The sequence below is a fragment of the Delftia sp. ASV31 genome (assembly GCF_016428765.1).
Classification (GTDB): domain Bacteria; phylum Pseudomonadota; class Gammaproteobacteria; order Burkholderiales; family Burkholderiaceae_C; genus Comamonas; species Comamonas acidovorans.
Window position 1 is genome coordinate 1 of record NZ_JAELTK010000122.1, and the last position, 13350, is coordinate 13350.

Genomic DNA, 13350 nt, shown 5'->3' on the forward strand with positions numbered 1-13350 from the left:
GGCCTGGCCTGCATCCCCGGGCGCGAAGCGGAATTTGCCCAGGGCATGGAACGCGCCGTGGCCTACGCCCGGGCCCTGGGCTGCCCGCGCATCCACGTCATGGCCGGGCTCAAGCCCGCAGGCGCCAGCGATGACATCCTGCGCGCAACCTACATCGCCAACGTGCGCCATGCCGCACGGCTGGCCGCGCCCCACGGCATCGCCATCCTGCTGGAGCCCATCAACGGCCGCGACATGCCCGGCTTCTTCCTGAGCCGCCAGGACCAGGCCCATGCGCTGCTGGCCGACATTGCCGAGCCCAACGTCCAGGTCCAGATGGACCTCTACCACTGCCAGATCGTCGAAGGCGACCTCGCCATGAAGATCCGCCAGTACCTGCCCACGGGCCGCGTGGGGCATGTGCAGATCGCAGGCGTGCCCGAACGCCACGAACCCGACGTGGGCGAGGTCAACTACCCCTACCTGTTCCGCCTGCTGGACCAGCTGGGCTACGACGGCTGGATAGGCTGCGAATACCGCCCCGCGCGCGGCGCGGCGGCTCACGCCACCAGCGAGGGGCTGGGGTGGATGAAGGAGTGGCTGTAGCTGTAGCGTCTGCTGCGGCAGCCCGTCATCCGCCAGGCACGAGAGGATGGGGCGAATAGCTGTCCTGCGTATCCGCCGCCTGCGTTCAGGAATATTCCAGATCGCTGTGCTTGCTGGTCACCAGCCGGCCGGCCGACAGCGACATCATCAGCAGCGCAATCGCCTCATGCATGATCAGCGTGTGCGTGTTGCCGGTCTCCACCATCTTGCTGCGCAGCGATTCGCGCACCTGCAGGGAGCCGGTCACGTCGATGATGATGTCCACCGCCGCGTCCACCAGTTCCATGAACCGGGTGGTGACCGGCACGCCGCGCGCGCGTGCCAGTGCGATGCCGGGCTGGTTCAAATCCAGGTCGGCCACCCCAAGCAACTGCACGAAGGGCGCGTCCAGCAATTGCTGCAGCAAGGGAGTGCCGGTCTGCCCCGCACCAATGACCACGATCCGGAAGGCTTGCATGGGATGAATCCTTTTTCCATATGGGAAGTACGGCGCCATCATAGAAATGCCTTGCCGGTGTGAGCCGGTCCGGGGCGGGTGAAATGGGTTTGTATGACCCAGGTCAAATCCGGTGGACAGGGGCGTGGCGGCGGGCCAGATCTCTGCGGTCGAGGTTCGATACCGGCTGCCTGCGGCAGGGACCACACCACAGGCTGCTGACGCGAGAGCCTGCATTCGCCCACAAAAAAACCCGCCGGCTTCGTGGCCCGGCGGGTTTTCTCAGGTGAACAACAGCCAGCGCTGTTATTGCCTTACAGGAACCTGCTCGGTGTACTCGCGCAGCACGCCACCGCCTTCGACGGAGCCGCTGACCTGACCGTCCTTGACGCGCTCCACGCAGGAGCGGCGGTCGCCTTCGTTCTTGAAGACATCGCAGCGGGCCACGGCATTGCGCTGGAAGTGGTCGCCCGACTGGACGCCGCCTCGGCGCGATTGCTCCTGGACGGCTGCAGCCTCGTGCTGTGCCGGGTCGCGGCGGTCATAGCCGCGCTTGGCCTGCCCCTTGGGCTCGGCGTGCTTCTTGTGGTGGTGGTGGGGCTTGGCCTTTTCCGCAGCGGGTGGCGGGGGCGGCATGCCGTCGGGGCCAGGGGCGGGCTGGGCAGTGGCCAGTCCGGCCATGCCAAGCACGGCGGCGCCAATACACAGCTGCAGGGGACGAATCCATGGGTTCTTCATAGCTTCACTCCATTCCTCGTGAAAAAAGTCAAGACCCAAGCATGCGTGTTTTCCAGCTCCCCATTTATCGGTACAGCACGGCTGCGCATGCAGGCCATGGCCTACAGCTTGCCGTGCCCCCTGCAAGCGGCCCCTGACATGGGTCAAGCCTGGTGCGCAAACCAGCGCTGCACGCCTTCGGCCATGCGTGCGAAGACGCTGTCCAGCGTGGGCACCTCGGCGCCCCACAGGGCGCGCAGCACCTCGGCGTTCTCGAACAGGCCGTGCCAGTAGCAGCCCGCGATGCGGCCATCGGGGCTGTGCCACAGCAGGCCGGGCACGGGCTCGGCCACGGCACTGCCAGCGGCCACCATGTCGGGGCGCACGCTGGTCTGGCCGTGGTGGATTTCATAGACCTGCGCCTGCACGCCAGACAGCGGCGCCAGCGCACCCGGCAGCGGCGGCAGTTGCACGCTGGCGGGCAGCACGGTCTTGTCGGGCGCGAACAGGGTCGTCAGCGGCAGAAGGCCCAGGCCGGCTGCGTTGCCGTCCACGCCATGCAGGTCGATCAGCGCCTCGCCAAGCATCTGCAGGCCGCCGCAGATGCCCAGTACCTGCCGGCCTGCCGCAGCGTGTGCAGCAACGGCAGCATCCAGGCCCTGGGTCCGCATCCAGGCCAGATCGGCAGCCGTGGCCTTGGAGCCGGGCAGGATGATCCAGTCGGCGCCTGCCAGCTGGGCCGGCGTGCGCGCCCAGACCACGCGCAGGCCCGGCACCTGCAGCAGGGGCTGGAATTCGTCGAGGTTGCTGATGCGCGGGTAGGCAATGATGGCGATGGTGGTGTGCACGGCGCGCCCCGCCCCTCCTCCAGAGCCACGGTCATCAAAGACGCCATCCTCCTCCGGCAGGCCATGCTGGAACTGCATGGGGATGGTGGCCACGGTGGGCACGCCGGTGCGCTCCTGCAGCATCTGCGGGGCGGGCGCCAGCAGGCTGGCGTCGCCCCGGAACTTGTTGAGCACAAAGCCGCGGATCAGCGCCTGTTCTTCCGGCGGCAGCAGCGCCCAGGTGCCGTAGAGGTGGGCAAAGGCGCCGCCCCGGTCGATGTCGGACACCAGCAGGCAATGCGCGCCGCAGTGGCGCGCCACGCGCATGTTGACGACGTCGCTGGCATGCAGGTTGATTTCTGCGGGGGAGCCTGCGCCTTCGATGACGACGACATCGTTGTCGGCGCGCAGGCTGTCCAGCGCCTCGGCAATCTGCGGCCAGACGCGGGCGCTGCGGCCGCGCCAGGGCAAGGCCGAGAGTTCCTCGCTGACCCGGCCCAGCAGCACGACCTGGCTGCGCATGTCGGCCTCGGGCTTGAGCAGCAGCGGGTTCATGCGCACATCGGGCGCGCAGCCTGCGGCCAGGGCCTGCAGGTACTGTGCCGTGCCGATCTCGCCCCAGGCACCACCCGGCGCGGAGACCACCCGCGCGTTGTTGCTCATGTTCTGCGCCTTGAAGGGCGCCACCTTGTAGCCCTGGGCGCGGTACCAGGCGCACAGCGCGGTGGCCACCCAGCTCTTGCCGGCGCCGCTGCTGGTGCCCAGCACCATCACGCACAGCGCGGGGCGCTGGCCGGGCCTGGGCAGGGGCAGATTCACGGCAGCGGGTTCATTCGATTGCATGGTGTTTCTCCATTGGCTGCCAGGCGGCCAGCAAGGCGTTCTGGGATGCGGGCGCCAGCACGCCCATGCGCACGCAGCCGGGCAGGCCGAAGCTGTCGCAGTCGCGCAGCTTGACGCCCTGCGCGCGCAGTTGGGCCAGACGCGTCTGCATGGCGTCGCCCTGCTGGGCTTGCGGCCAGCGCGCCACAAAGTAATTGGCCTGCGAGCCGGGCAGTACCTGCCAGCCCAGGCGCTGCACCAGATTGAGCTGCTGCGCCTTCCAATCGCGCAGCCGTTGCAGGCTTTGCGCCAGCCATTGGCGGGTGGCCGGTACGGTCCAGGCCGTGAGCATGGCCTCGCCATGGGCGCCCACGGGCCACGATGGTGACAGGGCGCGCAAGGCATCGATCTCGTCGTGCGGCACGGCTTCGGGCGCAATGGCGTAGGCCGCTCGCACGCCGGTCATTCCCAGGGCCTTGTTGGGAGTCCACATCTGCCAGGCATCGCGCACCTGGGAGGGCACGGCGGGTTCCATGCCCGGCTCCAGTCTGAGGGGCGCATAGGCGCAGTCGATCACGCGCCAGGTGCCGGGCGGTGCGGGCTCGCTCCACAGCGGCCAGACCTCCTCGGGCCGGCCCAGCGGGCTCGATGGCGCGCAGGCCCAGTGCAGGCCGGGGCCGGCTTCGGTGATGCCGTCGCGCGCGGCCAGGGGCAGGCGCCAGACATGCGCCGCGTGGGCGTAGTCCCCGTAATGGTGGGCCGGCAGGCTGGCGACGGCCGCGCCTTCGCGCGCTGCATGCATGGTGATGCGGTGGATGAAATCGCTGGCGCTGGCCGCGATGACGATGCGCCCGGCCGGCACGCCATGAAATTCCGCCAGGCGCGCACGCAGCACCGTGTACTGCGGGTCGGGGTACTGGGCCGCGTGGGCCTGGGCCAGCATGTCCAGCGCCTGCGGACAGGGTCCGCAGGCATTGCGGTTGGTGGAGAAATCGTGCGCGGGCACGCCCAGCGCGTCCGTGCCACCGTGGGTGACTGGGATCGGTTTCATGGTGTCTTTCCTGCCATCGCCCATCCAAGGACCAGGGCGGCGGCCAGCCCTGCAGCTACCAGCATGGCGACCACGCGGCCCGCATGCGCCACGGCCTGCTGCAGCTCGGCCGCCTGCGGCACGCGGCCTGCGGGGTTGAGCACGTAGACGCCGGGCTTGCCCAGGCGCACGCCCAGCAGCCTTGCCATGGCGCCCATGGGCCAGCCGCCGTTGGGCGACGGGGTGATGCGCGCGTCCTGGCGCAGCGCACCCCAGCCCGGCCGCCGGCCAGCGGCCAGGCCGGACAAGGCCAGCAGCAAGGCGGTCAGGCGCGCCGGTATCCAGTTGAGCAGGTCATCGGCACGCGCCGTCCATTTGCCGGCCCATTGCCAGTGGCGCCGGTCATCGCCCTGCCCGCGCCAGCCCGGGTAGCCCCACATCGCATCGGCCGTGTTGGCAAAGCGGTAGAGGGCCGCGCCCGGCAGGCCGGCCACGGCAAACCAGAACAGCGGCGCCAGCACGGAGTCGCTGAGGTTCTCGGCCAGGGTTTCGATGGCGCTTTCGCGCACCTGGCCTGCGTCGAGCCGTGCCGTGTCCCGGCTGACCAGCCAGGTCAGGCGCTCGCGGCCTGCGGGCAGGGATTGCTGCAGTGCGGCTTCCACGGCCAGCACCTCGTCGCGCAGCATGCGCCAGGACAAAAGCGGCTTGAGCAGCACGCCCAGCACAAGGGCGCCCAGCCACCAGGGCATGGGCGGCAGCAGCCACTGGATGAACGCGTAGATGGCGAAGAACAGCAGCGCCAGCAGGCACCAGGCGACGGCGCCCAGCGCAAAGCGTGGCCAGTCGCGCACATGTTCTTCGCGTGGGGCAACTCTTCGCCCAACCGCAGCCAGCAGCCGGCCCATGGCGACCACGGGGTGCATCCACACGGGCGGCTCGCCCCAGAGCCGGTCGACCAGCAGGGCCACGGGAACGGCCAGCGCGGCGGCCAGGGCGTGGCGCGCCCAAGGTTCGGCTTGGAGCTGGGCCTGCGGCTGCGACAGCGCCTGCCAGCACCACCACAGCGGGCTGAGCGCGGCGCCCAGCAGTTGCCAGGAAGGGCTGTCGCTCATGCCTGCGGCTGCGGGCCGGCGGCGCGCTGGCCCCAGAAGTCGTCGTAGAGCATGTCCTGCAGCGGTGCGCGGCTGGCCCACTTTTGCTGCTGCAGCATGGGCTCGGCATAGTAGGCCGACACGGGGCCCAGGCACAGCACGGCCAGTGGCCGGCTGCCCACGGGCATTTGCAGCAGCGCGGCCAGCACCTCGGGATCGAACAGCGAGACCCAGCCCAGCCCCAGCCCCTCCGCACGCGCGGCAAGCCACAGGTTCTGGATAGCGCAGGCGGCCGAGGCCACGTCCATCTCGGGCAGGGTCCGCCGGCCAAAGACATGCGCCTCGCGCCCTGGCGGCATGGCCACGACCAGCACCTCGGCCGCATCCAGCACGCCCTGGACCTTGAGCTGCATGAAGTCTTCCTCGCGCTCGCCCAGCGCACGCGCGGTCTGCAGGCGTTCCTGCTCGATCACGGCATGGATCTCCTGGCGCAATTGCGCATCGCGCACGCGGATGAAGCGCCAGGGCTGCATGAAGCCGACGCTGGGCGCATGGTGGGCGGCGCGCAGCAGGCGCAGCAGCACCTCGGGCGCGACTTCGCCGCCGCAGAAGTGGCGCATGTCGCGCCGCTCATGGATGGCTCGGTAGACGGCTGCCCGCTCGGCCTCGGCAAAGGGTTGGGCGGGAATGGTCTCTGGCACCCGGGATTGCGTTTCGCTGCTCATGCCGCCATTGTCCGCCGCAGACCGGGCCTGCGGGCGGCATCAGTCCTCAATACCACGCTGGGCGGGAATGCCGGCCTGGAAGGCGTGCTTGACCAGTTCCATGCGCGTGACGGTATCGGCCACTGCAATGATTTCCTCGGGGCAGCGGCGGCCCGTGAGCATGACGTGCACATGGCGCGGGCGGTCGGCCAGGGCCTGCAGCACAGGCTCCAGCGGCAGCCAGCCATAGATCAGCGGATAGGTGATTTCGTCGAGCACGACCAGGAAGTGATCGCCCGAGAGGATGGCGGTGCGCGCACGCTCCCAGCCCTCGCGCGCGATCTGGGCCGACCGCTCATGGTCCTGGCTCTTCCAGCTGAAGCCGTCGCCCAGTCCCTCGATGGGCATGCCCAGCTGCTCGAACATGCGGTGCTCGCCAAAGCGCGCGGTGGGCACCTTCATGAACTGGAAGATCTTGACGGACTTGCCCCGGCCATGCGCGCGCAGGGCCAGGCCGAAGGCCGCCGTGCTCTTGCCCTTGCCGTCGCCGGTGTTCACCAGCACCAAGCCACGGCGTTCGCCTTCGGGCTTTTCATAGGGCTTTACCGTCGGGGCCTGTTCGATCTGCATGGGTCTGTCATCCTCAAAAGTTGCACGCGCTGCGGCGGGCATGCGCCGCAGCGGAGCGCCACTTTAACCGAGGCGGACGCCCAGCCGGCGCTGCAGGGCACGCACGGCGCTGTCCACCGTGGTGAGCACGGGCAGGCCCGTGGCGGCCTCGCAGGCGGCGCGGGCACGCGCCATGCTGAACTGGGCCAGCGCAATGCGCGTGCAGCCACGCGCGGCCAGGGCCCTGGCCTGCTCGACCACCAGGCGGTCATGCGTGGCGGTGTCGCCCCGGTTGAGCGCGTCCATGGCGCCATCGGCCAGGGCGGGCACGAGTTCGATGCCGGCCGGAAACTCCGGCGGCATGGACTGCAGCGTGGGCGCGAAGCTGGAGATCAAACCCAAGGCACCCTGCTGGCCCTGCACGGCCTCCTCGATCATGGCCTCGTTGGGCTTGAGCACGGGCAGCGGCGCATGGCGCGCGGCCACGGCCTCGATGCAGGAGCCAAAGGCCGAGCAGGTGAACAAGATCCCCTGCGCGCCCGTGTCCACGGCGTACTGCGCCAGGCGCTGGAAACGCTCGTGCATGGCGGCGTCCAGCCCGCGCCCGTTGCGAGCAAGGTCGGCCGAGAGGCTGTCGTCCAGCAGGTTCATGCGAACCGCCTCGGGCCAGTCGCGCGCAAAGGCTTCGTTGATGGGAGCGACGGAGTGGCTGAGGGCGTGGATAAGGGCGATGCGGGTCATGGATTGGGGGAGTCTGAAATGGAACGGAATTATTGGGGCGCCAGCCGGGTGAACTGGGAGCGCGGCAGCAGGCGCTTGAAATCGGCATCGAAGCTGACCACATGCTCGCCCTGGTGGATGGCGGCGGCGGCCAGCCAAGCGTCCGGCACGTCATTGGCGGCAAGCGCCTTGTCGGCGCACAGTTGCCTCAACGCCGGCCATTCGGCACCCAGCACGGCCTGCTCAACGCCGGGCGAGGCCAGCAACGCGTCGATGAAGCGCAAAGCCTCGGCCATGGGCGTCGGGTTGACGAAGATCTTCGGATGCGTGACCAGGCGCAGAAAGCTCGCCACCACCATGGGCTGCAATTTCAGCAGTACGCCCTGGCTGGCATCGGCCATGGCCTGCTCCAGCCAGTCGCGGGCCACCGAATGATGGGGGTGGTCGCTGCGCGATGCCGCCACCAGCAGGTTGACATCGGGCGTCATGGTTGATCCTGCTGATCGGCGGCATCCAGCAGCGCGCGGTTGCTCAGTGCGTCCAGCCCCGGTGCCAGTCCGCCCTTGCCGTGGTAGACGGGGAGGCGCACGCGCCGGGCAGGCGCCTGAGCCTTGCGCAAGCGCAATTGCAGGCCCTCCTCTATCAGGCGCGTCAGGCTGGTGTGCTGCTGTGCCGCATAGGTCTTTGCTTCGGTCAGCAATGCATCGTTGAGGTCAAGCGTGGTCTTCATGGCGGCCCCCAGAGCAGGAATTTCGTACAGATTTCTCGCACGGATCCTTTGCACAGATCTTTCGTACAGATTTCTGTATGTTAGGAACATTCCGCTCCCAGGGCAACCAGGCCGGCCTGCGCCCTTCAGATGCCCTTGGACGAGGGATGGGCGAAGGCCTCGCGCGTCTCGGCGTTGAGCGGGTAGTTGATGTTGATGTTCCTGGGCGGGATGGGCGACATGAACCAGCGGTTGTAGAGCTTTTCCATCTCGCCGGACTGCATCATGCCCGTCACCACGCGGTCCACGATGGCCTTGAAGCCGGCATCGTCCTTGCGCAGCATCAGCGCCTGGTTCTCGGTGCGCAGGCTTTCGCCGGTGATCAGGTAGTCCTGCGGGTTCTTGGCATTGGCGATCTGGCCGGCGAGCAGGATGTCGTCCAGCACGAAGGCCTGGGCACGGCCGCTCTCCACCAGCATGAAGGAGTCCGAATGGTCCTTGCCCGAAAGGTTGGTGACGTCGAGGTTGCGGCCCCGGTCCGCCTCGCGCAGCAGGCGAAAGGACGTGGTGCCCGCCGTCGTCGCCACGGTCTTGCCCTGCAGGTCGGCGACGGAGCGCAGCCCCGAGTCCGCGCGCACCAGCATGCGCACGTTGTAGCGGAAGATATCCGGCGAGAAGGCCACCTGCTTTTGCCGCTCCACCAGGTTGGTGGTGGAGCCGCACTCAAGGTCCACCGTGCCGTTGGCCACCAGCGGGATGCGGTTGGCCGAGGTCACGGCCTGATAGCGCACCTGCAGTGCGGGCAGCTTGAGCTGGGCCTTGACCTCGTCCACGATGCGCCGGCAGATGTCCATGCTGTAGCCCACGGGCTTGAGATCGCCATCCAGGTAGGAAAAGCCGAACGAGGACTCGCGGTAGCCCAGCGTGATGGCCCCCGCCTGCTGGATCTTGGCGAGCGTGCCGCTGTCCTGGGCATGGCTGGCGGCCAGCGGCAGCAGCGCGGCGATCAGGGCGCTGGTCACGGCCAGGGCCGTGCGCTTCAGGGTCGGGCGGGTTGGGGTCATGGGGACACTCCTGTGGCGGGGTTGGGGAAAGCGTGGGAAAGCGTGGAAATGCGCGCAAGCGCAGGAACGGATCAGAGAACCTGGGCGAGTGCGGCCTCGATGGACTCGGCCAGGCGCGTGGCGATGGTCTGCAGCTGTTCCCGCGTGGCGATGAAGGGCGGCGCCAGCAGCACGTGGTCGCCTGCACGGCCATCGGCCGTGCCGCCGCCGGGGTAGCACAGCAGGCCGCGCTGCATGGCTTCGGTCTTGATGCGGGCGTTCAGCTTCAGGCCCGCATCGAAGGGCGCCTTGCTGGCGCGGTCGGCCACCAGCTCCACGCCCCAGAAGAAGCCGCGCCCGCGAATGTCGCCAACGTGCTCGCCCACGCGGCGGTGGCTGCCCAGGGCCTGCGCCAGCATCTGCCCGAAGGCTTCGCCATCGGTACGCACCTTGTCCAGCAGTCCGTCGCGCCGTATCACGCGCTGCACGGCCAGCGCCGCCGCGCAGGCCACCGGGTGGCCCAGGTAGGTATGGCCGTGCTGGAAGAAGCCGCTGCCGCGCGACATGGCATCGACGATGCGCCCCTGCGCCAGCACCGCACCCACGGGCTGGTAGCCGCCGCCCAGGCCCTTGGCCACGGTGATCAGGTCGGGCACCACGCCTTCCTGCTCGCAGGCATGCAGGGTGCCCGTGCGGCCCATGCCGCACATCACCTCGTCCAGGATGAGCAGCACGCCGTGGCGGTCGCACACCTCGCGCACGGCCTTGAAGTAGCCGGGCACGGGCGTGAGCACGCCGGCCGTGGCGCCGCCCAAGGTCTCGGCCACGAAGGCGATCACGCTGCGCGGGCCGTGGACGCCGATGGCCGCATCCAGCTCGTCGGCCAGGCGCTGGCCGTATTGCTCTGGGGTTTCATCGTCGCGCTGGTCGCGGTAGGCATTGCAGGGCGAGACATGGGTGGCCGGCACGAGGATGGGCGCGAACGGCGCGCGCCGCCAGGCATTGCCGCCCACGGCCAGCGCACCCAGCGTGTTGCCGTGGTAGCTCTGGCGGCGCGCGATGAAGTGCGTGCGCTCGGGCTGGCCGATCTCCACGAAGTACTGGCGCGCCATCTTGAGCGCGGCCTCCACGGCCTCGGAGCCGCCGCTGACCAGGTAGGCGTGGCTGGTGCCTTCGGGCGCGCCGCGCACCAGTTCCTGCCCCAGTTCCTCGGCCACCGCAGTGGTGAAGAAGCTGGTGTGGGCATAGGCCAGCCGGTCGATCTGGTCATGCATGGCGGCGATCACGTCGGGATGACCGTGGCCCAGCGAGGACACGGCCGCGCCGCCCGAGGCATCGATATAGCTGCGCCCCTGCGCGTCTCGTATCTCCAGGCCGCTGGCGGCGACGGCAACGGAGGGCGTGTGGTGCAGGTGACGATGGAACACATGACTCATGGCAGTTCTTTCAAGGAACAAATGTTTCATCGCATTATTTGACGGAACATTTGTTCCGTCAACAGAGATTTCAACCACAGCCGTTCCAAGCCGGCCCGCGCCTGGGCTACAGTCGGCGCAGCCAATACCGCCCTTTTCACCTCCTTTCTCCTGAAAACCCATGTCCGTTCAAGACGACATCCGCCAGCGATTTGCCGAGCTGAGCCCGGCGCTGCAACAGGTGGCCCGCTTCGTGCTGGAGCATCCCAACGATGTGGTCACGGCCTCCATGCGCAGCGTGGGCACGCGCGCCGGCAGCCCGCCCGCCACGCTGGTGCGGTTTGCGCAGTGGCTGGGTTTTGACGGCTGGCCGCAGCTCAAGCAGGCCTTCGCGCAGGACATGGGGCTGGGCAGCGACGAGGCCTACGGCCAGCGCGCCAAGGCCCTGGTGGGCCGCGCTGGCGACCATGACCTGGTGGGCGAGACCTTCGAGGTGCACCGCCGCAATCTGGAGGCCACCGAGCGGCGCCTGGGCGATGCGCTGCAGCAGGCCTGCGCACTGCTGGAAAAGGCCCGCAGCGTGCATGTGGCGGGCTTTCGCGCCAGCTACCCCGTGGCCTTTTCATTTGTCTATGTGTACCGGCTGCTGCGCGCCAGCGTGCACCTGCTGGACGGCCAGGGCGGCACGCTGGAGATGCAATGCCGCGCCATGGAGCGCGGCGACGCCCTGCTGGTAGTCGCCTTTGCGCCCTACTCGCGCGAGGCGCTGGCCGTGGCCCAGGCCGCCAGGGATGCGGGCTGCCGCATCGTGGCGCTGACCGACAGCCCCGCCTCGCCCCTGGCGCTGCCGGCCGACGCCACGCTGCTGTTTTCGCTGCACAGCCCGTCGTTCTTCCCCTCCATCACCTCGGCCGTGGCGCTGTCCGAGGCCCTGGTGGAACTGCTGGCCAGCCGCGCCGGCAAAGGCGTGGTGCAGCGCATCGACCAGGCCGAGGAGCAATTGTTTACCAGCGGTGCGTATCTGGAGGCACCTCGGTCGAGGAAAGCCGGTCGCGACTAGCCCAAGGCCGAAGCCGCCATTTGCGCCACAGCCATTGCAGCGCCAGGATCGTCACCGTCTTCCATGCTCCAGACGGCAGACAGCCCCGACCAGGCCAGCACCCATTGCAACAGGCGCCTTTGCTCTATGCCCGAGACTTCGGCAATGGTGGCCATGCGGTGCGCAAAGCGCCCCGGCGCCAGCGCGCTGGTGGGGTCGGGATTGCTCAGGATGTTGGCGTAGTCAAAGCCGCGCTCGCCATGCAGGCCCTTGGGGTCGATGGCCAGCCAGCCCAGGGGGCCGAAGTCCAGCACATTGCCGTGGTGAAGGTCGCCGTGCAGCACGGTCACGTCGCGCGGTGCGGCCAGCAACTCGCGCGCCGTGGTGGCGCACAGGCCGAGCAGGCTGGCGGGTTCATCAGTCTTCACCAGCAGGGCCTGGAACCATTGCGCCAGCGGCACCAAAGACGGCAAGGGCCGGGCGCTCGGCAGGTGCAGGCGCTTGGCAGCGGTGCACAGGATGCGCGTGGCCTCCTCATCGCGCGCGCCACGGGCCATCTCCACCAGCGATTCGGGTCCTGTGGCGCGCAGCATCAGCAAGGCCGGCCCTTCCTGGGCCAGCACAGGCGCGGCGCCGTCGCCATTCCACCAGGCCATCAGGCGGGCGCCGGCCATCTCTTCGGGCTCCAGCGCAATCTTGAGCATGGCGGGCGCGCCGCCCTGGCGCACGGGCAGCAACACGCCGCGCGGCGTGGACAGGGGCTGACCATCGATGGTCAGAGCCCAGCGGCTCAGATACGGCGCATGGAGAGACATTTTTTTCTAACAGGCGATCAGGGAGCCGCAGCTTGCCCCCGCAGCCGTGGCAGGGCCAGCCACTGCCCGTCGATGGCGCGGATGCGCAGCCGGTGCTCGAACACGGCCTCCAGCGCCGCATGCGTGACCGCGTCGGCGCAGGCACCCTGGTGCACCACTTGCCCCTTGTCGAGAATGACCAGTTCCTGGGCCTGCAAGGCCATCGATATCTCATGCAGCACGCTGACCACGGTGCGGCCCTGGGCGACCAGGGCCTGCACGCATTCGAGCCAGTCGGCCTGGTGTGGCGGGTCAAGGTTGGCCAGGGGTTCGTCCATCAGCAGCACGCGGGCCTGCACGGCCAGGGCGCGCGCCAGCAGCACGCGCTGGCGCTCCCCGCCCGAGAGACTGCCCACGCTGCGCATGCGCCAGTCCCAGCCCTGGGTCTGGCGCAGGGCCTGCTCCACGGCGGCATGGTCTGCCTGGCTGGGCGCAGCCAGCCAGCCCTGGTGCGGCAGGCGGCCCAGCATGACCACGTCATGGACCCGCATGTCGCCGGCCACGGGCTGGTTCTGGCCCAGCCAGGCGAGCGAGCAGGCCCGTTCGCGCGCACTCCATTGCCGCAGCGGGCGGCCCAGGAGCTCCACCTCGCCTTGCACGCCAGCGCCGGGCTCCATGCCTGCCAGGGCGCGCAGCAGCGTGGATTTCCCGGCGCCATTGGGGCCGACGATGGCGGTCCAGCGGCCGGCGGGCAGGGCCAGGCTCAGGCCGCCCAGGACTTGTCGATCGCCCAGGCGAACCTTCAGGGC

16 protein-coding genes are annotated in these 13350 nt (G+C 69.1%); 2 read left to right on the plus strand and 14 right to left on the minus strand.

Annotation, left to right across the window (positions count from 1 at the left end; genetic code table 11):
* Window positions 1-585, plus strand: a 585-nt coding sequence (locus JHD82_RS26840; RefSeq protein WP_199139791.1) for a hydroxypyruvate isomerase family protein, incomplete at its 5' end; no start/stop codon positions are given.
* 85 nt (window positions 586-670) lie between these two features.
* Here the strand turns inward: JHD82_RS26840 and JHD82_RS26845 are convergent.
* The 12 genes from JHD82_RS26845 to JHD82_RS26900 form a co-directional block, all read right to left on the minus strand.
* A complete protein-coding gene (locus JHD82_RS26845; protein WP_013803204.1) occupies window positions 671-1042 on the minus strand; it encodes an oxidoreductase in 372 nt (123 codons plus the stop codon).
* 285 nt (window positions 1043-1327) lie between these two features.
* A complete protein-coding gene (locus JHD82_RS26850) occupies window positions 1328-1759 on the minus strand; it encodes a hypothetical protein (RefSeq protein ID WP_199139793.1) in 432 nt (143 codons plus the stop codon).
* A gap of 143 nt (window positions 1760-1902) precedes the next feature.
* Entirely contained in the window at window positions 1903-3408 is a 1506-nt protein-coding gene (locus JHD82_RS26855; protein WP_199139795.1) for a cobyric acid synthase, read from the minus strand.
* Entirely contained in the window at window positions 3395-4438 is a 1044-nt protein-coding gene (locus tag JHD82_RS26860; protein WP_199139797.1) for an aminotransferase class I/II-fold pyridoxal phosphate-dependent enzyme, read from the minus strand. Before JHD82_RS26860 ends, JHD82_RS26855 begins: the two co-directional genes overlap by 14 nt.
* On the minus strand, window positions 4435-5529 hold the full coding sequence (gene cbiB / locus JHD82_RS26865) for an adenosylcobinamide-phosphate synthase CbiB (RefSeq protein WP_199139799.1): 1095 nt from the start codon (window positions 5527-5529) through the stop codon (window positions 4435-4437). Before cbiB ends, JHD82_RS26860 begins: the two co-directional genes overlap by 4 nt.
* Complete coding sequence (gene bluB / locus JHD82_RS26870) at window positions 5526-6233, minus strand: 5,6-dimethylbenzimidazole synthase (RefSeq protein ID WP_199139806.1); 708 nt, start codon at window positions 6231-6233, stop codon at window positions 5526-5528. Before bluB ends, cbiB begins: the two co-directional genes overlap by 4 nt.
* Window positions 6234-6272: 39 nt before the next feature.
* Entirely contained in the window at window positions 6273-6842 is a 570-nt protein-coding gene (gene cobO / locus JHD82_RS26875; RefSeq protein ID WP_012204650.1) for a cob(I)yrinic acid a,c-diamide adenosyltransferase, read from the minus strand.
* A gap of 63 nt (window positions 6843-6905) precedes the next feature.
* The gene (locus JHD82_RS26880; RefSeq protein ID WP_199139808.1) at window positions 6906-7562 is read right to left on the minus strand and encodes an aspartate/glutamate racemase family protein; all 657 of its coding nucleotides are present in this window, start codon (window positions 7560-7562) and stop codon (window positions 6906-6908) included.
* A 29-nt stretch (window positions 7563-7591) separates the two neighbouring features.
* Window positions 7592-8029, minus strand: coding sequence for a TA system VapC family ribonuclease toxin (locus JHD82_RS26885; protein ID WP_012204648.1), 438 nt, complete (start codon window positions 8027-8029; stop codon window positions 7592-7594).
* Entirely contained in the window at window positions 8026-8271 is a 246-nt protein-coding gene (locus JHD82_RS26890) for a DUF6364 family protein (protein WP_012204647.1), read from the minus strand. Before JHD82_RS26890 ends, JHD82_RS26885 begins: the two co-directional genes overlap by 4 nt.
* Before the next feature lie 125 nt (window positions 8272-8396).
* Window positions 8397-9314: an amino acid ABC transporter substrate-binding protein gene (locus tag JHD82_RS26895; protein WP_199139810.1), complete on the minus strand. Its 918-nt coding sequence runs from the start codon at window positions 9312-9314 to the stop codon at window positions 8397-8399.
* A gap of 71 nt (window positions 9315-9385) precedes the next feature.
* A complete protein-coding gene (locus tag JHD82_RS26900) occupies window positions 9386-10729 on the minus strand; it encodes an aspartate aminotransferase family protein (RefSeq protein WP_199139812.1) in 1344 nt (447 codons plus the stop codon).
* A gap of 160 nt (window positions 10730-10889) precedes the next feature.
* Here JHD82_RS26900 and JHD82_RS26905 point away from each other — a divergent pair, with 160 nt between their 5' ends.
* Window positions 10890-11768, plus strand: a complete 879-nt coding sequence (locus JHD82_RS26905; protein ID WP_199139819.1) for a MurR/RpiR family transcriptional regulator — start codon at window positions 10890-10892, stop codon at window positions 11766-11768.
* On the opposite strand, the gene JHD82_RS26910 is transcribed toward JHD82_RS26905, so the two are convergent.
* Window positions 11765-12562, minus strand: a complete 798-nt coding sequence (locus JHD82_RS26910) for an aminoglycoside phosphotransferase family protein (protein ID WP_199139821.1) — start codon at window positions 12560-12562, stop codon at window positions 11765-11767. The two genes, JHD82_RS26905 and JHD82_RS26910, sit on opposite strands and share 4 nt — an antisense overlap.
* A gap of 17 nt (window positions 12563-12579) precedes the next feature.
* Window positions 12580-13350 (minus strand): ABC transporter ATP-binding protein (locus tag JHD82_RS26915; RefSeq protein ID WP_233174908.1); only part of this gene is annotated, 771 nt, incomplete at its 5' end.